Source organism: Streptococcus mitis, assembly GCF_009496155.1.
Lineage (GTDB): Bacteria > Bacillota > Bacilli > Lactobacillales > Streptococcaceae > Streptococcus > Streptococcus mitis_BQ.
The window spans coordinates 1-22,899 of record NZ_WIJP01000016.1 but is presented as its reverse complement, the minus strand read 5'-3'; the positions used below and the strand labels follow the sequence as shown (position 1 = coordinate 22,899).

The 22,899-nt window shown below is 39.9% G+C and carries 19 protein-coding genes, 1 tRNA gene and 1 pseudogene; 16 read left to right on the top strand and 5 right to left on the bottom strand.

Annotated features, from left to right (window positions below; all coding sequences use genetic code 11):
• The first annotated feature begins 1 nt into the window (after nt 1).
• Nucleotides 2-967, top strand: coding sequence for a glycosyltransferase family 2 protein (locus GEZ84_RS09285; protein ID WP_153224325.1), 966 nt, complete (start codon nt 2-4; stop codon nt 965-967).
• A 63-nt stretch (nt 968-1,030) separates the two neighbouring features.
• Here GEZ84_RS09285 and GEZ84_RS09280 read toward each other — a convergent pair whose 3' ends face one another.
• Complete coding sequence (locus GEZ84_RS09280; RefSeq protein WP_194252059.1) at nt 1,031-1,234, bottom strand: ferredoxin; 204 nt, start codon at nt 1,232-1,234, stop codon at nt 1,031-1,033.
• 45 nt (nt 1,235-1,279) lie between these two features.
• Between GEZ84_RS09280 and GEZ84_RS09275 the strand changes: the two genes are divergently transcribed.
• From GEZ84_RS09275 to GEZ84_RS09240, 8 genes are all read left to right on the top strand, one after another.
• A complete protein-coding gene (locus GEZ84_RS09275; protein WP_153224323.1) occupies nt 1,280-1,762 on the top strand; it encodes an SAG1386/EF1546 family surface-associated protein in 483 nt (160 codons plus the stop codon).
• A gap of 8 nt (nt 1,763-1,770) precedes the next feature.
• A complete protein-coding gene (gene cmk, locus GEZ84_RS09270) occupies nt 1,771-2,442 on the top strand; it encodes a (d)CMP kinase (protein WP_153224322.1) in 672 nt (223 codons plus the stop codon).
• Between the two features lie 129 nt (nt 2,443-2,571).
• A complete protein-coding gene (locus tag GEZ84_RS09265; RefSeq protein ID WP_153224321.1) occupies nt 2,572-2,910 on the top strand; it encodes a zinc ribbon domain-containing protein YjdM in 339 nt (112 codons plus the stop codon).
• A 2-nt stretch (nt 2,911-2,912) separates the two neighbouring features.
• Nucleotides 2,913-3,542: a Pr6Pr family membrane protein gene (locus GEZ84_RS09260; RefSeq protein WP_153224320.1), complete on the top strand. Its 630-nt coding sequence runs from the start codon at nt 2,913-2,915 to the stop codon at nt 3,540-3,542.
• 235 nt (nt 3,543-3,777) lie between these two features.
• The gene (locus GEZ84_RS09255) at nt 3,778-4,929 is read left to right on the top strand and encodes an MFS transporter (protein ID WP_153224319.1); all 1,152 of its coding nucleotides are present in this window, start codon (nt 3,778-3,780) and stop codon (nt 4,927-4,929) included.
• A gap of 99 nt (nt 4,930-5,028) precedes the next feature.
• On the top strand, nt 5,029-5,778 hold the full coding sequence (gene truA, locus GEZ84_RS09250; RefSeq protein WP_153224318.1) for a tRNA pseudouridine(38-40) synthase TruA: 750 nt from the start codon (nt 5,029-5,031) through the stop codon (nt 5,776-5,778).
• Nucleotides 5,768-6,541 (top strand): bifunctional hydroxymethylpyrimidine kinase/phosphomethylpyrimidine kinase, encoded by a 774-nt coding sequence (locus GEZ84_RS09245; protein ID WP_153224317.1) that lies wholly within the window; start codon nt 5,768-5,770, stop codon nt 6,539-6,541. The genes truA and GEZ84_RS09245 overlap by 11 nt, the downstream gene beginning before the upstream one ends.
• The gene (locus GEZ84_RS09240; protein ID WP_125420178.1) at nt 6,519-6,980 is read left to right on the top strand and encodes an ECF transporter S component; all 462 of its coding nucleotides are present in this window, start codon (nt 6,519-6,521) and stop codon (nt 6,978-6,980) included. The genes GEZ84_RS09245 and GEZ84_RS09240 overlap by 23 nt, the downstream gene beginning before the upstream one ends.
• Nucleotides 6,981-7,080: 100 nt before the next feature.
• On the opposite strand, the gene GEZ84_RS09235 is transcribed toward GEZ84_RS09240, so the two are convergent.
• From GEZ84_RS09235 to GEZ84_RS09220, 4 genes are all read right to left on the bottom strand, one after another.
• On the bottom strand, nt 7,081-8,163 hold the full coding sequence (locus GEZ84_RS09235; protein WP_153224316.1) for a M24 family metallopeptidase: 1,083 nt from the start codon (nt 8,161-8,163) through the stop codon (nt 7,081-7,083).
• A 127-nt stretch (nt 8,164-8,290) separates the two neighbouring features.
• The gene (gene gatD, locus GEZ84_RS09230) at nt 8,291-9,073 is read right to left on the bottom strand and encodes a lipid II isoglutaminyl synthase subunit GatD (RefSeq protein WP_153224315.1); all 783 of its coding nucleotides are present in this window, start codon (nt 9,071-9,073) and stop codon (nt 8,291-8,293) included.
• Nucleotides 9,073-10,416 carry a lipid II isoglutaminyl synthase subunit MurT gene (murT, locus tag GEZ84_RS09225; protein WP_153224314.1) on the bottom strand — a complete coding sequence of 448 codons (1,344 nt, stop codon included), beginning with the start codon at nt 10,414-10,416 and terminating at the stop codon, nt 9,073-9,075. The genes gatD and murT overlap by 1 nt, the downstream gene beginning before the upstream one ends.
• Nucleotides 10,417-10,620: 204 nt before the next feature.
• On the bottom strand, nt 10,621-11,937 hold the full coding sequence (locus tag GEZ84_RS09220; protein ID WP_084889397.1) for an FAD-containing oxidoreductase: 1,317 nt from the start codon (nt 11,935-11,937) through the stop codon (nt 10,621-10,623).
• A gap of 329 nt (nt 11,938-12,266) precedes the next feature.
• Between GEZ84_RS09220 and GEZ84_RS09215 the strand changes: the two genes are divergently transcribed.
• The 7 genes and pseudogenes from GEZ84_RS09215 to GEZ84_RS09185 all read left to right on the top strand — a co-directional run.
• The gene (locus GEZ84_RS09215; protein ID WP_319946444.1) at nt 12,267-13,841 is read left to right on the top strand and encodes a DEAD/DEAH box helicase; all 1,575 of its coding nucleotides are present in this window, start codon (nt 12,267-12,269) and stop codon (nt 13,839-13,841) included.
• Between the two features lie 256 nt (nt 13,842-14,097).
• Nucleotides 14,098-14,886, top strand: a complete 789-nt coding sequence (gene codY, locus GEZ84_RS09210) for a GTP-sensing pleiotropic transcriptional regulator CodY (RefSeq protein ID WP_153224313.1) — start codon at nt 14,098-14,100, stop codon at nt 14,884-14,886.
• Nucleotides 14,886-15,461, top strand: a complete 576-nt coding sequence (locus GEZ84_RS09205) for a cysteine hydrolase family protein (RefSeq protein ID WP_070526965.1) — start codon at nt 14,886-14,888, stop codon at nt 15,459-15,461. The genes codY and GEZ84_RS09205 overlap by 1 nt, the downstream gene beginning before the upstream one ends.
• Nucleotides 15,462-15,542: 81 nt before the next feature.
• A tRNA-Leu gene (locus GEZ84_RS09200) sits at nt 15,543-15,628 on the top strand.
• A gap of 210 nt (nt 15,629-15,838) precedes the next feature.
• Nucleotides 15,839-16,750, top strand: a complete 912-nt coding sequence (locus tag GEZ84_RS09195; RefSeq protein ID WP_153224312.1) for an Rpn family recombination-promoting nuclease/putative transposase — start codon at nt 15,839-15,841, stop codon at nt 16,748-16,750.
• A 10-nt stretch (nt 16,751-16,760) separates the two neighbouring features.
• Nucleotides 16,761-17,141, top strand: a pseudogene (locus GEZ84_RS11165) (hypothetical protein); the annotation flags it as partial.
• A gap of 425 nt (nt 17,142-17,566) precedes the next feature.
• Nucleotides 17,567-22,899 (top strand): YSIRK-type signal peptide-containing protein (locus tag GEZ84_RS09185; RefSeq protein WP_153224310.1); only part of this gene is annotated, 5,333 nt, incomplete at its 3' end.

Below are 22,899 nucleotides of genomic sequence, written 5' to 3'. Positions count from 1 at the left end.
GATGGTGATGTCAATCATTGTCCCCTGTTTAAATGAAGAGGAAGTACTTCCTCTTTTTTATCAGGCTTTGGAAGCTTTACTTCCAGATTTGGAAACAGAAATCGAGTATGTCTTTGTCGATGATGGATCAAGTGATGGGACCTTAGAACTGTTAAAAGCCTATCGGGAGCAAAATTCGGCAGTACATTATATTTCTTTCTCGCGAAATTTTGGAAAAGAAGCAGCCCTCTATGCAGGCTTGCAATATGCTACAGGAGACCTAGTGGTGGTGATGGATGCAGACCTCCAAGATCCTCCTAGTATGTTGCTTGAGATGAAAAAATTACTAGACCAAAATACAGACTTGGACTGTGTTGGGACACGGAGAACTAGTCGAGAGGGGGAACCTTTCTTTCGCAGTTTCTGTGCTAATCTCTTTTACGGCTTCATGAAAAAAATTAGTCCAGTAGCCTTGCCGTCAGGTGTCCGTGATTTTCGCATGATGAGAAGGTCTGTAGTCGATGCGATTTTAAGCTTGACTGAGTCCAATCGTTTTTCTAAGGGACTTTTTGCCTGGGTGGGCTTTAAAATCCACTATTTGGACTATTCAAACGTTGAAAGACAGGCTGGCAAGACCAGTTGGAGTTTTAGGCAACTCTTTTTCTACTCCATTGAAGGGATTGTGAATTTTTCAGATTTTCCCTTGATTATAGCCTTTGTAGCTGGTTTCCTATCTTGTTTTATTTCTTTGCTTATGACCTTTTTTGTTGTGGTTCGGACCCTCATTTTGGGTAATCCGACATCAGGTTGGACTTCTCTGATGGCTGTCATTCTCTTTCTTGGAGGCATTCAACTCTTGACCATTGGGATTCTCGGCAAGTATATCAGTAAGATTTATCTAGAGACTAAAAAAAGACCACTTTATCTCGTTAAAGAAAAAAGTGACCTTCCTGATTTTACAGAAAAAAATAAAGTGAAAAGACTATAATTTTGCATGGAAATATGCTAAACTAGAAAGAGTGAAACGTTCTTGTCAATTTACTATGAAAGATTAGTGTTGATCTTTAATCAAGGCACGTGTCGGACAGTTTCTAACAGCTTCTACGACATCCTGGCTAGGAGAAATTTCTTTTTCTAGTTGGTCAGGGTCATCGTAAAAGCGCACGATTCCATTATCGTGATAGTCAAATAAATCAGAATAAGTTTGGCAAAGCCCACAGGCAATGCAACGTTCAGGTATAAGTGTGATTTTCATATTTATATTGTAATAAGAAAAGTAAAAAAAAACAAGGAGTAAGGTATGGCAAAAGAACCGTGGCAAGAAGATATTTATGAAAATCAAGAAGAAACAAGAATACAACGTCGTAAGAGAGAACAAGGCGGAGGAGTCATTGCTAACCGTATCTTAACTATCTTAGCAAGTATTTTCTTTGTGATTGTAGTCGTGATGATCATTGTTCTTATCTATCTGTCATCGGGTGGGAGTAATCGTACGGCAGCCTTAAAAGATTTTCACGATTCTGATGCAAATGTAGTACAGATTTCATCTTCTAGTAGTTCAGAGCAGGCATCTTCTAGTTCAGAGGGTAAGGAAGAGTCATCTAGTAGTTCAGAACATTCAACAGATCCAGAAGGGACGACAAAAGTCTTGGCTGGAGAAGGAGAAGCAGCTATTGCAGCTCGTGCGGGGATTTCGATTGCACAGTTAGAAGCCTTAAATCCTGGGCACATGGCTACAGGATCTTGGTTTGCTAATCCAGGTGATGTTGTTAAAATCAAATAGGAGTTGATATGAAAACAATTCAAATTGCTATTGATGGGCCTGCTTCCAGCGGTAAGAGCACAGTCGCAAAGATTATTGCCAAGGATTTTGGATACACCTACCTAGATACAGGTGCCATGTATCGTGCAGCGACCTATATGGCTCTCAAGAACCAGTTAGGAGTAGAAGAAGTTGAAGCCCTTCTAGCCTTGTTGGACCAGCATCCAATTAGTTTTGGGCGTTCAGAAACTGGGGAACAGCTTGTCTTTGTAGGAGATGTGGATATTACCCATCCTATCCGTGAAAATGAAGTGACCAATCATGTTTCTGCTATTGCAGCAATTCCTGAAGTGCGTGAGAAACTAGTTTCCCTCCAACAAGAAATTGCCCAACAAGGCGGGATTGTCATGGACGGTCGCGATATTGGAACGGTTGTATTGCCACAAGCAGAACTGAAAATTTTCCTAGTAGCTTCTGTTGATGAGAGAGCAGAGCGTCGTTATAAGGAAAATATCGCCAAGGGAATTGAGACAGACCTTGAAACCCTAAAAGAGGAAATTGCAGCGCGTGACTACAAGGATAGTCATCGTGAGACTTCGCCTCTCAAACAAGCAGAGGATGCTGTCTACCTTGATACAACTGGTTTGAACATTCAAGAAGTAGTTGAAAAAATTAAAGCAGAAGCTGAAAAAAGAATGTAGATGTTGAAAAGCCGATAGATGGATATCGGTTTTTTCTAAATTTGTCAAAATGCTGATTTTAGGGTATAATAGTTGCTGTTCGAGAAATTTTGATTTTCAAAGAATAGTGAATGATGATAAGGAGAAACCATGAACAACTTACCAAATTGCCCAAAATGTAACTCAGAGTATGTCTACGAAGACGGTGCCCTACTGGTTTGCCCAGAGTGTGCTTATGAGTGGAATCCTGCTGAAGTTGCAGAAGTAGAAGATGGTCTTGTCGCGATCGATGCCAACGGAAATAAATTGGCTGATGGTGATACAGTAACCCTCATTAAGGATTTGAAAGTAAAAGGTGCGCCAAAAGATTTGAAACAAGGAACGCGCGTGAAAAATATCCGCATCGTAGAAGGCGACCACAATATCGACTGTAAGATTGATGGTTTTGGTGCCATGAAACTTAAATCAGAGTTTGTGAAGAAAATTTAAACATGTCAAAGAACTACAAACTTATATTTTATAGCCGTATCTTCTTGTTTCTAGCGGCTTTTACGGGAGTTTATCTTGAAATCGCCAAGCATGGTGGATTTGGGATGCTGCTCTATTATACGGTTCTGTCCAACCTTTTAGTCGCGATTTTTACGCTCTATCTCCTAAAGGTTATGAGCCGTTTAGGTGAAAACTGGCAAAGGCCAAGCCTCTTGCGCTTAAAAGGTGGGGTCACCATGAGTATCATGATTACCTGTGTGATTTACCATTTCCTTTTAGCGCCCATTGCGACTAATTTTTATACCCTAGAAAATTTCCTTTGCCACTATATCGTTCCCCTCTGGTTTTTAGCAGATACCCTCTTGTTTGACAAACAGGGTCAATACAAAATCTGGGATCCAGTTGTGTGGACGATTTTACCCTTGCTGTATATGATGTTTGCTCTTTTTAATGGCTTGGTACTGAAACTAGACATTCCTAATTCTAAGGTTAGTCCCTTCCCTTACTTCTTTTTGAATGTGAACAAGGGTTGGGATGTCGTGTTCAAGTGGTGTCTGATTATCTTTGTTGCCTATATGGTGGCAGGATTTATCTTCTACTTTATCAAGCAAATCAAGAGAAAGTCATCCTAATACTCTTCGAAAATCTCTTCAAACCACGTCGGTTTTATCTGCAACCTCAAAGCTGTACTTTGAGCAACCTGCGGCTAGCCTTCTAGTTTGCTCTTTGATTTTCATTGAGTATAAGATACAAGGGATTCATTTTCGAGTTTAAGAAGGAGTCTGTACACTAAAGAGGCTTCTTCTTTTCTTGCTTGAGAATTATCAATAGAGAAAGATATTAAGATAAAATATAGAAAGAGATTTCATGAAACAATTTTTAGAACGGGCCAGTATTTTGGCTCTCTCCCTCGTTTTGATTACCTCCTTTTCCATCTCGAGTGCCCTGCCAGCCATGTTTGACTATTATCAAGGTTATCCTAAGGAACAAATTGAGCTCTTGGCCAGCTTGCCTTCCTTTGGAATCATGATTATGTTGCTATTAAATGGTTTCTTAGAAAAAATATTTCCTGAGCGCTTACAGATTAGTTTGGGCTTGTTAATTTTATCACTGAGTGGAACGGCTCCTTTCTGGTATCAAGCCTATCCCTTTGTATTTGGAACACGGATTCTTTTTGGTTTGGGTGTTGGGATGATCAATGCCAAGGCTATTTCCATTATCAGTGAACGCTATCAAGGGAAAACACGGATTCAGATGCTAGGGCTACGCGGTTCTGCAGAGGTCGTTGGAGCCTCTCTCATTACCTTGGCAGTCGGCCAGTTGTTGGCCTTTGGTTGGACAGCCACCTTTCTAGCCTATAGTGCTGGATTTTTGGTGCTGACCCTTTATCTGCTCTTTGTCCCTTATGGAAAAGAAAAGAAAGAAGTCAAGAAAAAAACGAAGGAAGCAAGTCGTTTAACTCGGGAAATGAAAGGCTTGATTTTTATCCTAGCTATTGAAGCGGCAGTTGTAGTTTGTACCAATACGGCTATTACAATTCGTATTCCAAGTTTGATGGTGGAAAGAGGACTGGGAGATGCCCAGTTATCTAGTTTTGTTCTCAGTGTCATGCAGTTGATTGGGATTGTGGCTGGGGTGAGTTTTTCTTTCTTGATTTCTATCTTTAAAGAGAAACTGCTCCTCTGGTCAGGTATTACCTTCGGCTTAGGGCAAATTGTGATTGCCTTGTCTCCATCCTTGTTGTTGGTGGTGGTAGGAAGCATTCTGGCTGGTTTTGCCTACAGTGTAGCCTTGACGACGGTTTTTCAACTTGTCTCTGAAAGAATTCCAGCTAAACTCCTCAATCAAGCGACTTCATTTGCGGTTTTAGGCTGTAGTTTCGGAGCCTTTACGACCCCATTCGTTCTAGGTGCAATCGGCTTACTAACTCACAATGGTATGTTGGTCTTTAGTATCTTAGGAGGTTGGTTGATTGTAACCTCTATCTTTGTCATGTACCTACTTCAAAAGAGAGCTTAGGATTAGTTTCCTAAGTTTTTCTTTTTGTGATTTTTGCACCCATACAATTTTAAATTTTGTACCTTGTCTACAGACTAATTTCTTGATAAAATAGAAGTTATGACAAGATACAAAGCAACTATTTCCTATGACGGTTACTCCTTTGCTGGTTTTCAGCGCCAGCCCCATGCACGTAGTGTTCAGGAGGAACTTGAAAAAACCTTGACTAGATTGAATAAGGGGAAAGCCATCACTGTTCATGGTGCTGGTAGGACAGATAGTGGGGTTCATGCTCTGGGACAGGTCATTCATTTTGACCTGCCCTATCAAATGGATGAGGAGAAGCTCCGTTTTGCTTTGGACACCCAGTCTCCTGAAGATATTGATGTGATTTCGATTGAGCTTGTGGCGGATGATTTTCATTGCCGTTATGCCAAGCATAGCAAGACCTATGAGTTTATTGTGGATAGAGGACGTCCTAAAAATCCAATGCGCCGTCACTATGCTACTCACTTCCCCTACCCACTCGATGTGGAACGGATGCAGATTGCAATCAAGAAGCTAGAGGGAACACATGATTTTACAGGTTTTACAGCCTCTGGGACTAGTGTGGAGGATAAGGTTCGTACTATTACAGAAGCTAGTCTCAGGGTTGATGAGACAGGTCAGTTTTTGACTTTTACCTTTTCAGGAAATGGTTTCTTGTATAAGCAGATTCGCAATATGGTGGGGACACTGCTCAAAATCGGCAATAATCGCATGCCAGTGGAGCAGATTGACCTCGTTTTGGAGAAGAAGGACAGGCAACTTGCTGGTCCCACTGCGGCACCAAATGGTTTGTATTTAAAGGAGATTCGTTATGAAGAATAATCGTATTTTAGCACTTTCTGGAAATGATATTTTTAGTGGTGGTGGTTTGTCCGCTGATTTGGCTACCTATACCTTGAACGGCTTGCATGGCTTTGTAGCAGTGACTTGCTTGACAGCCTTAACAGAAAAAGGATTTGAAGTCTTTCCAACTGACGATACCATTTTTCAACATGAATTAGATAGCTTGCGTGATGTGGAGTTTGGGGGAATTAAGATTGGTCTTCTACCAACTGTCAGTGTGGCTGAGAAGGCCTTGGACTTTATCAAGCAGCGTCCAAGAGTGCCTGTGGTATTGGATCCTGTCTTGGTCTGCAAGGAAACGCACGATGTAGCTGTCAGTGAACTCTGCCAAGAGTTGATTCGTTTTTTCCCTCATGTCAGTGTGATTACGCCTAATCTTCCTGAAGCAGAATTATTAGCTAGTCAGGAAATTAAAACCTTGGAAGATATAAAGGCTGCAGCTCAGAAATTACATGACTTAGGAGCGCCAGCAGTCATTATCAAGGGAGGTAATCGCCTTAGTCAGGACAAGGCTGTAGATGTCTTTTATGATGGACAGACCTTTACTATCCTAGAAAATCCTGTCATTCAAGGGCAAAATGCTGGTGCAGGTTGTACCTTTGCCTCCAGCATTGCCAGTCACCTAGTCAAAGGTGATGAACTTTTACCAGCAGTAGAAAGCTCTAAGGCTTTCGTTTATCGTGCTATTGCACAAGCAGATCAGTATGGAGTAAGACAATATGAAGCAAACCAAAACAACTAAAATCGCCCTTGTATCCCTCTTAACCGCCCTTTCTGTGGTTCTAGGTTATTTCTTAAAAATTCCAACACCGACAGGAATTCTAACTCTTTTAGATGCGGGTGTCTTCTTTGCGGCCTTTTACTTTGGTAGTCGTGAAGGGGCTGTAGTCGGAGGACTAGCAGGTTTCTTGATTGATCTCTTATCAGGTTATCCTCAGTGGATGTTCTTTAGCTTGGTCAACCATGGCTTGCAGGGATTTTTCGCAGGATTTAAAGGAAAAACTCAGTGGTTAGGCCTTATCTTAGCAACGATTGCCATGGTAGGGGGCTACGCCTTGGGTTCAACTTTGATGAATGGCTGGGCTGCAGCCCTACCAGAAATCCTACCAAATTTCATGCAAAATATGGTAGGGATGATTGTAGGAATTATTCTTAGTCAAAGTATCAAGAAGATTAAGTAAAGAGGCTGAGCCAAAAGTCTTTCAAATCAGAAAAACGCATAGTACAGTGTTGAAACCTTGATACTATGCGTTTTTATTGTGGAAAGATTTTCCGAGAATATTAATCAAAATAAAGTAAATCTTTGCTGGTGCTTGTAAAGAGGTCGAAGCCGTCCTTGGTAACAACACCGCAGTCTTCGATACGGACGCCGACTTTACCAGGGATATAGATACCTGGTTCAACGGAGAAGCACATGCCTTCTTCGATGACCATGTCGTTTCCTTCCATGATAGATGGGAATTCGTGGACATCCATACCGATTCCGTGACCGAGACGGTGGTTGAAGTACTCGCCATAACCAGCTTTTTCGATGACCTCACGGGCAGCGCGGTCCACTTCATGGGCAGTCACACCTGGTTTGATAAAGTCAAGAGCAGCTTGTTGGGCTTCAAGAGTCAAGTTATAAATGTCTTTCTTGAATTGGTCTGGTTTACCAACAGCGACTGTACGAGTCATATCTGACGCATAGCCATTGACTAGAACACCCAGGTCAAAGAGGAGAAGGGCGTTATTTTCGACCTTATTAGCTGCTGGAATACCGTGCGGATTTGCAGCATTATCACCAGTCAAGACCATGGTATCAAAGCTCATTTCATAGCCTTCACGTTTCATGGCAAAGTCAATTTGAGCGATGATATCTGTTTCGGTCTTATCAAGAGAAATATTATCAAAACCAACCTTAACAGCCTTGTCCGCATAGAGACCTGCAACCATCATTTTTTGCACTTCGTCAGCTGATTTGATGAGGCGCATGCGTTGGATACGAGGAGTGAGGTTGTCAAACTCAGCAGTTTCAAAGACTGATTTCAAGCCATGGTATTTTGTCAAGATGAGATTGTCAAACTCAACAGCTACACGTTTGAAGTCAAGTTGTGGAAGAGCATCTTTCATTTTTTTCCATGGATTTTCAGAATCCACATAGCCCACAACTGGAAAAGAAACAGTGCTGCTTGCACGCTCAACCTCAAGGGCTGGAACGAAGAGGAGCGGTTCCTGATCAGCTAGGACAAAAAGGAACATTTGGCGTTCATGGGGATCACTGTAAAAACCAGTGAGGTAATTGATTGTGACGGGGTCAGATACGACAGCGACGTCTAGTTTTTCAGTTTCAAGATATGTTACGATTTGTTGTAATTTAGACATATGCTACCTTCTTTCTACCCCTCTATTTTGGCAAAAAAAGAGAGAAAATGCAAGGGAGAAGGGTAAAAGAAAAGATAAAAAGAACTCCGATATGATGACGGAGTTCTTTGATAGAGTTTTCCTTGGTTTAAGAAAAGTCAGCCTTGCTTTTAACATCGCTGTATTCTTCAGCGATTTCTTGGCTGAGAATGTCCTCATAAGCAGGGAGTTGAATGTCCTGACCATATTTCTTCTTGAGGGCAGTAGTGACTAGGCGATAAGCTAGATTGGCATTACGAGAGAGGATAGGCCCGTGGAAGTAAGAACCAAAGACATTCTTATAATGAACCCCTTCGCCGACCTTTTCTTCATTGTTTCCATTTCCATAGACAACCTGTCCCAGTGGTTTTTGGTCATCCGAGAGGAAGGTACGTCCTTGGTGGTTTTCAAATCCATAGTAGGTTTCATTGAAATCTTCATTGTGAATCTTGATGTCCCCGATAAAGCGGTTGTTGGTTTGATTAAGGGTATAATGTCCCATGACCCCTAGCCCTTCGATGCGTTTCCCTGAAGCTTCAATATAGTATTGACCCAATAGTTGGAAACCACCGCAGATAGCCAGAATCACACCGTCGTTTTGGATGTAGTTGTCAATGCTCTCTTTTTTAGCAGGTAGGTCGTCTGCAATAATACTTTGTTCAAAGTCTTGACCGCCACCGAAAAAGGCAATGTCGTAGTGGTTTTCATCAAAATCATCATGAAGTGAAACGATGTCAACGGTCACATGGGCTCCCAGTTTTTCAGCCACATACTTGAGCATGAGAATGTTTCCATTGTCCCCGTAGGTATTCATGAGGTTTCCATAGAGGTGAGCGATGTTGAGCTGATAGGGGTAATTGCCATCTTTTGAGGAAAGTGAAGTATAAACCATTAGTTCATCTCCTTTCTAACAATCTGACGACTAGCCAGCAGTTCGCGGAATTCCAGCATAGCAGTATAGGTAGCCAGGATATAGGCATGCTTGCATTCTTGATTCTCAATTGTCTTAAGAACTTGTTCCAGACTACTCGTTTCAGTGATTTTCTCAGCTGGATAGCCTGTTACTCGTAGACGACGAGCGATTTCAGAATGGCGAACACCGCCAGCGTTGATTTCGGGAATGTCCATGTCAGTGATTTGTTCAAAATCAGCATCCCAGATCCAGCTGGTATCAATACCGTCTGCATAGTTGGCATTAAGGAGGACTGATAGGCTAAATGGATAAGGTGCTAGTTTAATCATCTCGATAGCTTGAGTTGCACCGACTGGATTTTTAATCAAGACAAGGGTGCATTCCTTGTCCCCGATATGGAAGGTTTCTTGGCGTCCAAAGACAGCACGACTCTTATCAAATCCTTGCTTGATGAGTTGTGAATCAGCACCAAGGAAACGGGCGATGGCAACCGCAGCTAGGGCGTTGTAGATATTGTAGAGACCACCGATTTGAATACCGTATTCTTGTCCGTCAATGACAAAGCGAGAGCGATTGTTGGTCAACTCAACTAGTTCTGTCAAGCGATAGTCGAGATTAGGACGTTTACATCCGCAGCCTTCACAGATATAGGCACCCAAGTTTGCATAGGTATTATGCTCGTATTTGAGGATTCCTTGACAGTCAGGGCAGAGAATCCCTTCGGTATTATAGTGAGCCAGTTGGGCTGGCCCTTTCTCCAAGTCAAAACCAAAATACTGTACAGGATTTTGAATAGCTGGCTTGTAGAAAAGTGGACTGTCTCCATTAAGGAGGACAGTAGCTGTAGGCACCTTACGAATAGCATCCAAAATCATCTTGTAAGTTGTGTAAATCTCACCATAGCGGTCCATCTGGTCACGGAAGATATTCGTGATGACAAAAAGGCTTGGCTGGATATAGTCACAGATACGAGATAGACTGGCTTCATCGATTTCTAGGACGGCAATATTTTTCCCAGTTTTAGAAGACTTGGCTGTTAAGAAAGTTGTCGCAATCCCTGTAATCATGTTGGCACCACTTGGGTTGGTCAGAACTTGACCATAAACCTCTTTTAAAATGCCGACAGTGAGGGCAGTTGTCAAGGTTTTTCCGTTGGTTCCAGTGACCACGACAATCTCGTAGTTCTTAGCTAGGTTTTGTAAAATATCTTTATCAAATTGAAGGGCGAGTTTTCCTGGGAGCGTACTTCCACGGCCAAGACGACTTAAAACGAAGTGGGAAGAACGCCCAGCAAGAAGGCCCAAAGTAGTTTTTAATTTCATGTTTCTATTATATCATAAAAGAGGGAAAAGACAGATTTGATACTCAATGAAAACCAAAGAGCAAACTAGGAAGCTAGCCGCAGACTGTACTTGAGTACGGCAAGGTGAAGCTGACGTAGTTTGCATTTGATTTTCAAAGAGTATGAGGTTCCGCAGAAGTAAAAACAGCCCAAAGAGGGCTGTCAGTTAAGATGAGACTTCAACTTAAATCGCAAACAAGTCATTCAAGTTCTCAGCCAAGGTTGGGTGAGTGAAGATTTGTTTTGTGAAGTAAGTGTAAGGAATCTTGTTGTCCATAGCAACAGTGATGATGTTGATGATTTCTTGAGAACCTTCTGAGAAGATGCTTGCTCCAAGAATTTCTTTTGTTTCAGTATTCACAACAGCTTTGAAAGCTCCGCGAAGGTCTCCATTTACGTGACCACGAGGCATTGCTGCAACAGGGATTTCCTTAACGGCGTATGGAAGTTTCAAATCAGCTGCTTGACTTTCAGTCAAACCAACTTGTGAAAGTGCAGGTGTGATAAACATGGTGTTTGGTACATTGAGACGGTCTTCAAGAGTGTAGCTGCCATCTCCAGCAAGGTAGCTGTAAACAACACGGAAGTCATCAAGTGAAATGTAAGTAAATTGAAGGCCACCGTTGACATCTCCAACCGCAAAGACACCGGGAACGTTTGTTTGACAATGTTTGTCTACTTTAATAGCACCACGTTCAGTTAGTTCAATATCTGTATTTTCAAGTTGAAGTGGTTCTACGTTTGGTTTACGTCCTGTTGCGTAGAGAAGGGCATCGAAACGGTAAGTTTCGTTTTCAGTTACGACAAGGACTTGGTCACCGTCATTTTTGATTTCAGTAGTACGGATGTTTTGAAGCAATTCAATACCGTCTTCTTCCATGTATTGTTTAGCAAGAGCCGCGATGGAAGGTTCTGCACGAGGAAGGAAAGTATCCAAGGCATCTAGGACTGTAACCTTGCTTCCAAGTTTGTTGTAAAGACCAGCAAATTCAAGACCGATATTTCCACCACCAAGGACACCAAGGTTTTCAGGCAATTTGTCCAAGTTTTGGATACCTGTTGAGTCAAAAACGTTCTTGCTCGTAGCAAGTCCAGGGATTGGCAAGACGTTTGAAACAGCACCAGTGTTGATGACGATTGTTTCAGCAGTCAGTTCTTTCTTTTCATCACCAGCTTGGATTTCAATGACTTTATTTGAAAGGAAGTGAGCTTCCGCATCAAAGATGTCCACGCCTGTACCAGCAACAGTAGCATAGTTTTTACCGTTGAGGCGACCAGTGATAGTGTTTTTGGTAGCAATCACTTCTTCAAAAGACAAGTCCTTCTCAGCAGCAACTAGCAAAGTCTTAGTTGGGATACAACCGATGTTGATACAAGTTCCACCATACATAGCTTTGCTACGTTCAATGAGGGCAACTTTTTTGCCAGCTGAAGCCAATTTACCAGCTAGTGTTTTACCAGCTTTACCAAATCCGATAACGATTAAATCATAAGTTAACATTTAGAGTTCCTCCTATTCGAATTTCATTCTAGCACAAGAAAAAAACTTTTGCACAATTCTGCTACGCTTTAAAAAAGTTTATGAAATAGTGGAAATTTCATCCTTATTTTCTCTGAAAAATCGTTTACATGATTTTATCGACGGATTTAGCTATCTTTTGCTTCTCTCTTGTGTTATACTAGATAGGTTGCAAAGAAAACAGTACTTTTCTTTTGTGGAAAAGAAGCAACACGATTTTATATCCAGTATATGAAAATACGTCATAAAAAGAAAAGTATAAACTAAGCCCTATAGGGTGGCTTCGCACCACCTTTAGAAAGAAGAATAACGTGAAATTTAATGAATTAAACTTGTCTGCTGATTTGCTAGCAGAGATTGAAAAAGCTGGATTTGTAGAAGCTAGTCCTATCCAAGAACAAACTATTCCCTTGGCTCTTGAAGGAAAAGACGTTATCGGTCAAGCACAGACTGGTACAGGGAAAACTGCAGCCTTTGGCTTGCCTACCCTTGAAAAAATCCGTACAGAAGAAGCAACTATCCAAGCCTTGGTCATCGCTCCAACTCGTGAACTCGCTGTCCAAAGTCAGGAGGAACTCTTCCGCTTTGGTCGCAGTAAGGGAGTCAAGGTTCGCTCAGTATACGGTGGATCAAGCATTGAAAAACAAATTAAGGCTCTTAAATCTGGTGCCCATATCGTGGTGGGAACACCTGGTCGTCTCTTAGACTTGATCAAACGCAAGGCCTTGAAATTACAAGATATTGAAACTCTCATCCTTGACGAAGCGGATGAAATGCTCAACATGGGCTTCCTTGAAGACATTGAAGCTATCATTTCTCGTGTTCCTGAAAACCGTCAAACTTTGCTTTTCTCAGCAACTATGCCAGATGCCATCAAACGTATCGGTGTTCAGTTTATGAAAGAACCTGAGCATGTGAAGATTGCTGCCAAGGAATTGACAACAGAATTGGTTGACCAGTACTATATCCGAGTTAAGGAACAAGAAAAATTTGATACTATGACACGTCTCATGGACGTGGAACAACCAGAACTTGCTATCGTATTTGGTCGTACCAAACGCCGTGTAGATGAATTGACTCGTGGTCTTAAAATCCGTGGCTTCCGTGCAGAAGGAATTCATGGTGACCTAGACCAAAATAAACGTCTTCGTGTCCTTCGTGACTTTAAAAATGGCAATCTTGATGTTCTAGTTGCGACAGACGTTGCAGCGCGTGGCTTGGATATTTCAGGTGTGACTCATGTCTATAACTACGATATTCCACAAGATCCTGAAAGTTATGTTCACCGTATCGGTCGTACAGGTCGTGCTGGTAAGTCAGGTCAGTCTATTACTTTCGTATCACCAAATGAAATGGGTTACCTCCAAATCATTGAAAACTTGACCAAGAAACGCATGAAAGGTCTCAAACCTGCAAGTGCAGAAGAAGCCTTCCAAGCTAAAAAACAGGTAGCTCTCAAGAAAATCGAACGTGATTTTACAGATGAAACCATTCGTGCCAACTTTGAGAAATTTGGCAAGGATGCTCGTAAACTAGCTGCTGAGTTTACTCCAGAAGAATTGGCAATGTATATCTTGAGTCTGACTGTTCAAGATCCAGATAGTCTGCCTGAAGTGGAGATTGCGCGTGAAAAACCACTGCCGTTTAAACCATCAGGTAATGGCTTCGGCGGTAAAGGTAAGGGAGGTCGTCGTGGAGATGACCGTCGTGATAATCGCCGAGGAGACAACCGTCGTGGTGGTCGTCGTGATGATTTCAAGAAAGGCAGTCGTGGCAACGATCGTTTTGATAAGGAAAAACGTTACCGTAAAGATAATAAAAAACCACGCACTACTTCAAGTGAAAAGAAAACAGGCTTTGTGATTCGTAACAAGGGTGATAAATAAGAAAAAGCGGTTCAAAATGAATCGCTTTTTTATATAAGGAGACCGAATGGAAAAAGAAAGATATATATAATAGCTATATTATCTTCTTGTAATATTATAATACACAAAAATAGGGAACTTGTCAATAGAAAAGAAGCAATTTAATTAAAAATATTCTTGTTTTTTCAAATTGCAATTAAATAAGCAATTTTCAGATAATAATTGAAAATTCAAGCTGTTTATGTTATAATGATAGCGATTAAATTCGAGGTGAAAAATGGCACATTTATTAGAAAAAACTAGAAAAATTACTTCTATCCTGAAGCGCTCAGACGAGCAGTTGCAGGAAGAACTTCCCTACAATGCGATTACCCGTCAATTGGCAGATATTATTGACTGTAACGCTTGTATCGTCAATAGCAAGGGACGTCTCCTTGGCTATTTTATGCGTTACAAAACCAATACAGATCGTGTAGAGCAATTCTTCCAAACTAAGATTTTCCCTGATGACTATATTCAAGGTGCGAACATGATTTACGATACAGAAGCCAATCTGACAGTTGATCATGATTTAAGTATTTTTCCTGTGGAAAGTCGTGCTGATTTTCCTGATGGCTTGACGACTATTGCACCGATTCATGTATCAGGGATTCGACTTGGTTCTTTGATTATTTGGCGCAATGATAAAAAATTCGAAGACGAGGACTTGATTCTTGTTGAGATTGCCAGTACCGTTGTTGGAATTCAACTTCTCAACTTCCAGCGTGAGGAAGATGAGAAAAATATCCGTCGCCGTACTGCTGTTACCATGGCGGTTAACACCCTATCTTACTCCGAACTCCGTGCTGTTTCAGCAATTTTAGGGGAATTAAATGGAAATGAAGGTCAGTTAACTGCGTCTGTGATTGCAGACCGTATCGGAATCACCCGTTCTGTGATTGTCAATGCCCTTCGTAAACTTGAATCTGCGGGGATTATTGAAAGTCGCTCACTTGGAATGAAGGGAACCTATCTTAAGGTCTTGATTACAGATATTTTTGAAGAAGTGAAGAAAAGAGATTACTAATGACTAAGGCTTTAATTTCGATTGATTATACAGAAGATTTTGTGGCTGATAGTGGAAAATTGACAGCAGGCGCTCCAGCTCAGGCAATTTCAGATGCCATCAGCAAGGTAACTCGATTGGCATTTGAACGTGGAGACTATATCTTCTTTACCATCGATGCTCACGAAGAAAATGATTGTTTCCATCCAGAAAGTAAATTATTTCCTCCTCACAATTTGATTGGGACTAGTGGACGCAATTTATATGGAGATTTGGGGACCTTTTATCAAGAGCATGGTTCAGACAGTCGAGTCTTTTGGATGGATAAACGCCATTACTCAGCATTTTCAGGGACTGATTTGGATATCCGTCTGAGAGAGCGTCGCGTTTCTACAGTTATCTTAACAGGGGTCTTGACGGATATTTGTGTCCTGCATACAGCTATAGACGCCTATAATCTAGGATATGACATCGAGATTGTTAAACCAGCTGTTGCTTCCATCTGGCCTGAAAATCACCAATTTGCCCTAGGGCATTTCAAAAATACACTTGGAGCTAAGTTAGTAGATGAAAATCTAAATGAAATTTCAGAGTAACTTGGTTGGTGAAAATGAAAAAAATTTGAAAAAAGTGTTGACAAGCATCCTAAAAGTTGATATACTAGTAAAGTAATCGACGCGGGGATGGCGGAATTGGCAGACGCGCAGGACTAAGGATCCTGTGACCGCTTTAGGTCGTGAGGGTTCAAGTCCCTCTCTCCGCATAGGATAAGAGTTAGCTTAGGCTAACTCTTTTGTTTTTTATCAGATTTATAATATCCATGGTGGGCACCCCTCTCTTTCAGATAAATAATATAGTTTGAAATTTCTCCTAATTTTCTCTACTCTTTCTACTTTTTCCGAATAAATAGATAGTAGCAGTGAATCTAGTGAGCTTAGATTTAAAACTGTGGTATAATAAAAGGAGGAAAAGTATGACTGTACGTCATCCGGGCATCAGCCCAACTAATGACTTGGTTGCTAAGAAAATCTTCAGTAATCCAGAAATCACTTGTCAATTTATTCGCGATATGCTGGACTTATCAGCTAAAAATGTAACTATTTTGGAGGGAAGCAATATTCATGTCTTGCCTTCCCTGCCGTACTCGGCTCAGGATTTCTATACCAGTATAGATGTTTTAGCTGAACTAGATAATGGCACTCAAGTTATCATTGAGATTCAGGTGCATCATCAGAATTTTTTCATTAATCGTTTGTGGGCTTACTTGTGCAGTCAGGTCAATCAAAATCTTGAAAAAATTCGCCAGCAAGAAGGAAATACTCATCAGAGTTATAAACACATCGCACCCGTATACGCTATCGCTATTGTGGATAGTAATTATTTCTCAGATGATTTTGCTTTTCATAGCTTTAGCATGCGAGAGGACACTACAGGAGAGGTTTTAACCATAACCAATAATGGACAAGAAAACCATCTGGTCAAGATGGCGTTCTTGGAACTAAAAAAATACAGAGAAACCAGCAAAGATGCGGTTCGTAAACCGTGGTTGGAGTTTTTTGGGAATAAACCCTTTACCCAAGAACCTGAGCGAGCCATCAGTCAGGCAGATCAACTGCTGGACTATAAGAGCTGGTCCGAGGAGGACAGGAAAATGTTTAGTCAACTACGTATGCGAGAAGAACAGGCCTTGTTAGCACAGGACTATGCTTTGGAGCAAGCTGAAGAAAAAGGATTAGAACGTGGGAAAGTTGAGGGAAGAGAAGAAGGGAAACTTTTTGCCTTCCTAGATATGGTTCGTCAAGGTATCCTGACACCTGAGATTGCAAGTCAGCAATTGGGTATGACCGTCGCTGAATTTGAGTCACTATTGAAAGACTATCATTAGTAAAACCTAAAAATACAGAGAAACCAGCAAGGATAGCGTTCGCAAACCGTGGTTGGAGTTTTTCGGGAATAAACCCTTTACCCAAGAACCTGAGCGAGCCATCAGTCAGGCAGATCAACTGCTGGACTATAAGAGCTGGTCCGAGGAGGACAGGAAAATGTTTAGTCAACTACGTATGCGAGAAGAACAGGCCTTGTTAGCACAGGACTATGCTTTGGAGCAAGCTGAAGAAAAAGGATTAGAACGTGGGAAAGTTGAGGGAAGAGAAGAAGGGAAACTTTTTGCCTTCCTAGATATGGTTCGTCAAGGTATCCTGACACCTGAGATTGCAAGTCAGCAATTGGGTATGACCGTCGCTGAATTTGAGTCACTATTGAAAGACTATCATTAGTAAAACCTAAAAATACAGAGAAACCAGCAAGGATAGCGTTCGCAAGCCATAGTTGGAGTTTTTTGAGAACAAGCTTTTTGCTAAGCAATAAGCTTTATCCATAAAATGTAAGGACAGGCAATCTACCATTTAAAATAAAATAATGACAGATTTTTCCGAAGCAAAAGGTAAAATCTGTTTTTTGTTTATATTAAATTTTTATAATATATAGTCTAAAAATGCGGCACAATAAGCGTTGCATATATATATATATATATATATATTACAGAAATGCCTTGAAATAGTACGATTACAGCGTTTACATCTTTAGATGTTGTTTATGAAAATACTTGATTTTTTATTTTAAAAGAGATAACATATTATTGAGCCATTGTGTCTCGAAGATTTTAAACTTATTTTACTGAAACAATAGAAAGGACATATTTATGTTTGGTAAAAAATCTAATGATAATGGTGAAAAATTATACCGTTATTCTATTCGTAAGTACCATTTTGGTGCTGCAAGTGTTGCCGTAGCGGCATTAATGTTTTTCGCTAATGGTGCGGTTAAGGCAGATACTTTAGCTGTATCACCTGTTACGGCTAATACTGAAAAGGTAAATGCTGGTGTTACGGGACTGACAGAGGGAGTTCCCCCTAAAGAGAATCTTATAGAGAAATCAAAAGAAGTAGAGGGTGATAAAACAACTGTTGCTCAGAAGCCAGTGGATAAGTCTCCTCTCGTTCAGGCTATTAGTGAACTTCAAGCTGCGATTGCAAAAGCAGACGAGGAAAGTTTATTAAGTCTATCTAATCAACTTTCTCAATTAACCGATGAAAATAAGCGTTTACTTGATGGAGAAGACATTTCTCAGGAAGTGCTTACAAGACAAGTAAGTCGAGTTCAATCTCTTACAGAGCAAGTAGGTCAGCTTAAGTCTAAGACGGAAGATAAAACTTCTAACAAAGAAGAGAAAACTGATTCTAAAGCTCAAGATAAAAAAGAGCTCAAAGTATCTGATAAAGCTGTGATTCCTACTAATCAGGCTGAAGAAATCAAAGATGTTCAAAAAGATGACAACAAAGAGGAAGGTGCTGCTAATAAAGATAAATTGGAGGCGCTTTCTAAAAGTTTAATCACTTACTTAGATACTGCTAAAAAAATTGAACGCCCTGAGACTAAGAAACTCTTGGAGGGAGTAGAAGAAATTGTCCGCTCTGTCGAAAATGGGTTAGTGAATCCGAAATTAACTGCTTCGGAAATTGAAGAATTGATGAAGCGAGGTAAGCAAGCTGAGCAAAAACTTGTCTTAGCAGTAACTCGTGAACATTCAGGGAAACGTGATTCTCGAAATGGTCAGAGTATGGAATCGGGAACAAGTAACAGAGCTGCAGCTGTATCACGAGATTGGACTTCTGAAAAAAATATTTTAAGTTACCAACGCTTTCGTGCTTCTGATTTTAATGGGAATCTCCAAAACGGAAATAGACAATTTACGGAAAACAAAGTTGATATGACAGCTCGTTTTGAAATCATTAATGGAAGTAAGTATGTCGTTTATGATGTGTTCTTTAATAATGACGGGCGTGAGATGGGTGGAAGTACTCACCAAGTATTTTATAAATTGATTTTGCAGCCTGAAATTTTAGATTTAAAATCTAATGGAGGTTACAAAGATGATACATTAAAGGACTTGAAATTTGAAATATATCGAAAAAATGGGAATGTTGGAACTTTATCTCAAAATCCAAGGAATTTTTCTAAAACAGGAACAGCAAATTTTGATTTCTTGCATGAACATGAGAGAACCAAGGAAGGATTAACATATTATTATAATTTAGATATTCGTCACACTAATGACTCTTATGGATTAGATATGAGGGATACTTTTAAAAGTAACAATAATGATCCCTTTTTAGCAATGGCTGTATCAAGAAATAGTGTGTACGGCAAATTGTCATATGGTATCGGTGTGCTAACTCTTAACGATAGAGACGCTGTGCATATGCAAGTAAAGGCTAAGTTAAAGCCAGGTGTAACAGAAGAAAAGGTAAAAGAAGCTTATACATTAGCAATAGCTGGAACTCAGAGACCAACAACAAACCAATCTTATGTATTTGTATCGGGAAAAAATGCTAGTGAGAACTATACAAATGTACCAGATAGACCAGTAGTGCCAACCGTTCAACAAAATGAAGAATATCGGATTAAAGGTAAAGAAGTCACAAAGACAGTTGGGGAAACTATTGAGAATGTAAGTAATCCTGTATCATCAGGTTTTGTAGTCCGAAATGATAACACTACACACTTCCCTAGTGATGTGAGTTGGAGTTGGCCAAATGGACGACAACCGAATACTAATACTGCTGGAGTATTTCAGTATAATGTCACTGCCAACTATTATGATAATTCATCAAATTCGACAACCGTAACACTAAAAGTAAAGCCTAAAAAACCGATTATTAAAGCCAGCGAAGTAGAACATAAAAAAGGTTTAAAAGGACAATCGATTAGAGTGGATGTAGGAAGTGGAGTTAAAGATAATTCTAAAGTTAGGTTGTATGATAGAGGTAAACTTATTGGGGAAGGGAGAACAACTGGTACAACAGCTACTGTTACTGTTTCGGAAGCTTTGTCTGGCAATCCTATTACAGCAGAGACAATAGTAGAGCATGGTGGGACAGTGACCTCTGAACGAAGTGATGCTGTAATCCCAACAGAAGTTCCTGATAAACAACCACCAACAGTGTTACTAAATGGAAAAAGATTAACAACAAATGAGAATGATAATCGTTTTATTATTTATCGTGGAGCTGCATTTAATCCTACATTTAACGTAACAGACGAAAGTAGAATTGGTAGTTTGATGGTAAGAAACCTACCAAAAGGTGTTTATTTTAATAAAGTTAATAATGTAGATAGAGAACTTGTAGGAACATCTACAACTTTAAATCATACAATTTCTGATGATGATAGTAATAAAGTAGCAGATGATGCTACATTACGGGAACAAATTGCAACAGTTGAAGCATCTGACCAATATGGCAATAGCAAAACATATAAATTTAAATATCGTATTGTAGATATTCAAGCAAAAAATAGTACGACAGAAAATCGTGCGGTTGGAAGTACATTAGGAAATCCTCGTGATCACTTCAAAGTAGCAGAAAGTGATACTGTAGAGAACAATAAGTACTATCCAGATGGAATGCAGTTTAAATGGAAAGAGATCGATCTTAGAAATGCTAGAATTACTGATGTTGCTAATGGTACGCAGTTAAATGAGTTAGGAACTATTACTAAGTATACTGCTACAGCTGTATTCCCTGGTGTGAAGAATACGAAAGAAATAGATCGTGTAAATTATACAATCTATTCACCTACACAAAAAGCAATACCAATAACGTTTAATGTGAAGCCAAATGCGCCAACAATATCTCAACCTCAATTTAACGGTACAGCAGGTACAAGACCAAATGTGACTGTAGAAAATCTTCCAACAAATGCTCAATTACAAAAAGGAGCAACTGTAACGGTTGAGCTCTATCAAGGAACTACTAAAGTCGCTAGTAAGACTGTAACAGATAGAAACGGAACGACAACGTTATCCGCAAGTAACTTTACAACTAACTTAACAGAAGGACAACAAGTTCATGCGGTCGTAAAAGTTAGTGGAGGACAAGGCGCTACAGCTTATTCTGTAAGTTCAGATAATAGTGAAAATAGAAATGTTACAGGCTATAATCTAGTAGCTCGTGATATTATCAATGTTAAACGTGGAGAAACGATTTCAGCAGATGAGTTGAAGAGATTTATTCAAGTACAAGAAGGAAATCAACGAGTTGATTTACCTCAGGGGGCAACTGTCACAGCTACACTTGACACTAACAATATAAGAAGTGGAAGTGAAGAAACAAAAACTGTAGAAGCAACCGTTAATTTTGGAGACAATAGAACGAAAAAAGTTCGTTTAACTTATAAAGTTCTTAATACATTCCCGATTGCTAATACAATTTATGACTTTAAAGATGTGAATCGAAGTAACGGACATTCGGATTATTATGTTAATAAAGGGAACAATATTCCTGGGGGAATGAATTGGCTTTATAAACGTAGTGGAGGAGCAGAGCAAAGAGAAACGAACTTTACTAGAACTCTTGCATCAGATCCTGTAGGGACAACTAATTATACATTCATTGGTAGATATAATTATGGTCGATTTACAAACCCTAATACAACTACAGGCAATTTAGAACATACAGAGACATTAACGCATAAAGTGTTTGATATTGCAGATAGTAAAAATGTTTCTGTTAGCCAAGGAACTACATTAAGTGCCGAACAGGCAAAAGCTGCTGTGAAGAATGCTACTGGCTCTGATACTTTACCTAATGGAACAACTTATGAATGGGTAGGAAATAAGGTAGCTAATACATCAGGTAAACAAACATTCCAAGTGAAGGTTACATTACCACCATCACAAACAGGGAATAATTTACCAGCTGCAACTCAAGCGACACCAAGTAAGACAATCAATGTAACGGTGAACGTAACGCCACCAAAACCAACATTTGATAGTAATAAAGTGACTTCAACTTCACGTACTATTACAGGTACATTAGGTGGATTAAATGCTAATAGCAGTAATACAGTAGTGTCTGTTGCATTGAATGATGGAACTAACCGAGTATTGACAAGTGAAAATAATGGTGGAGTAAGAATCAGTGGTAATACGTGGACAGCAACACTTCCTGATGATGTAAAACTTCGTACATCGGTTGCTAAAAATGGTGAAACAACTCAACCAACTGGTTTAACAGTTACAACGAAAATTAAAGGTTCTACTACTGCGGACGATATTAGTGTAGTTAGTGATGTTAAAGCTGTTGAAATGGGTGATTACTCAGTAAATACAACAATTGCAGGTAGTAAACATATAGATGTTAAAGTACCACATGATGCAAAACGAATGGAATTACGATTCCATAATAGTACAGAAACAGGAAATACACCAAAAAGTATCGTTCTTGTACGTAGTCAAAATGGTGGAGACTGGCAAGTAGACTCTACAGCAACACCTGCAGGAGTAACGAATGTAAATAATTTCGTACAAGCTATTACTAATACTGTTAATGCATCAAATAAAGCAGAAAATCTTGTAACAATTACATTAAAAGAATCATATAATAATTCAAAACTTCGTATTAAAGAAGAAAATGCTTCAGGGGATAATACAGCTACTTACAGAACTGGTTTAGGATTACGAGTAGATTACAAACCAGAAACAAGACAAGCAGTCACATCAGCAGGAAATTGGAAAGTAGTTTCTGTAACAAATAATAAACCTACATTAGCTTATAAAGGAAGAGAAGCAAGTAGCGTTGACGCACGTAAAGTATTCCCATCAGGAACAAGTATTACTAAAGCAATGCTAGAAAATCTAGTAACTGTTGGAGATAGAGAAGATAAAGTTACAAATGAAGCTGACAGACCGTATGGTACACCAACTGTAAAAATTGTTTCAGGATTAACAGAAACACCAGGAAAAGCAACAGCCTCAGGAAGCTATGCAGTAGTACTTAAAGCTGTTGATAGTCAAGGAAAAGAAAGTGATCCGTTAACTGTGTATGTGGGAGTGGTGTCTACAGTTTTGAAATACCAACCGAAAGTAGGAGATGAAGCTAAAGGACAACCAATAGCAATCACAGTACCAGCGGAAAAAACTCATCAAGGAGATGTAGTAAGCTACACACCAGAAGAGATCACAGTAGACGGAAA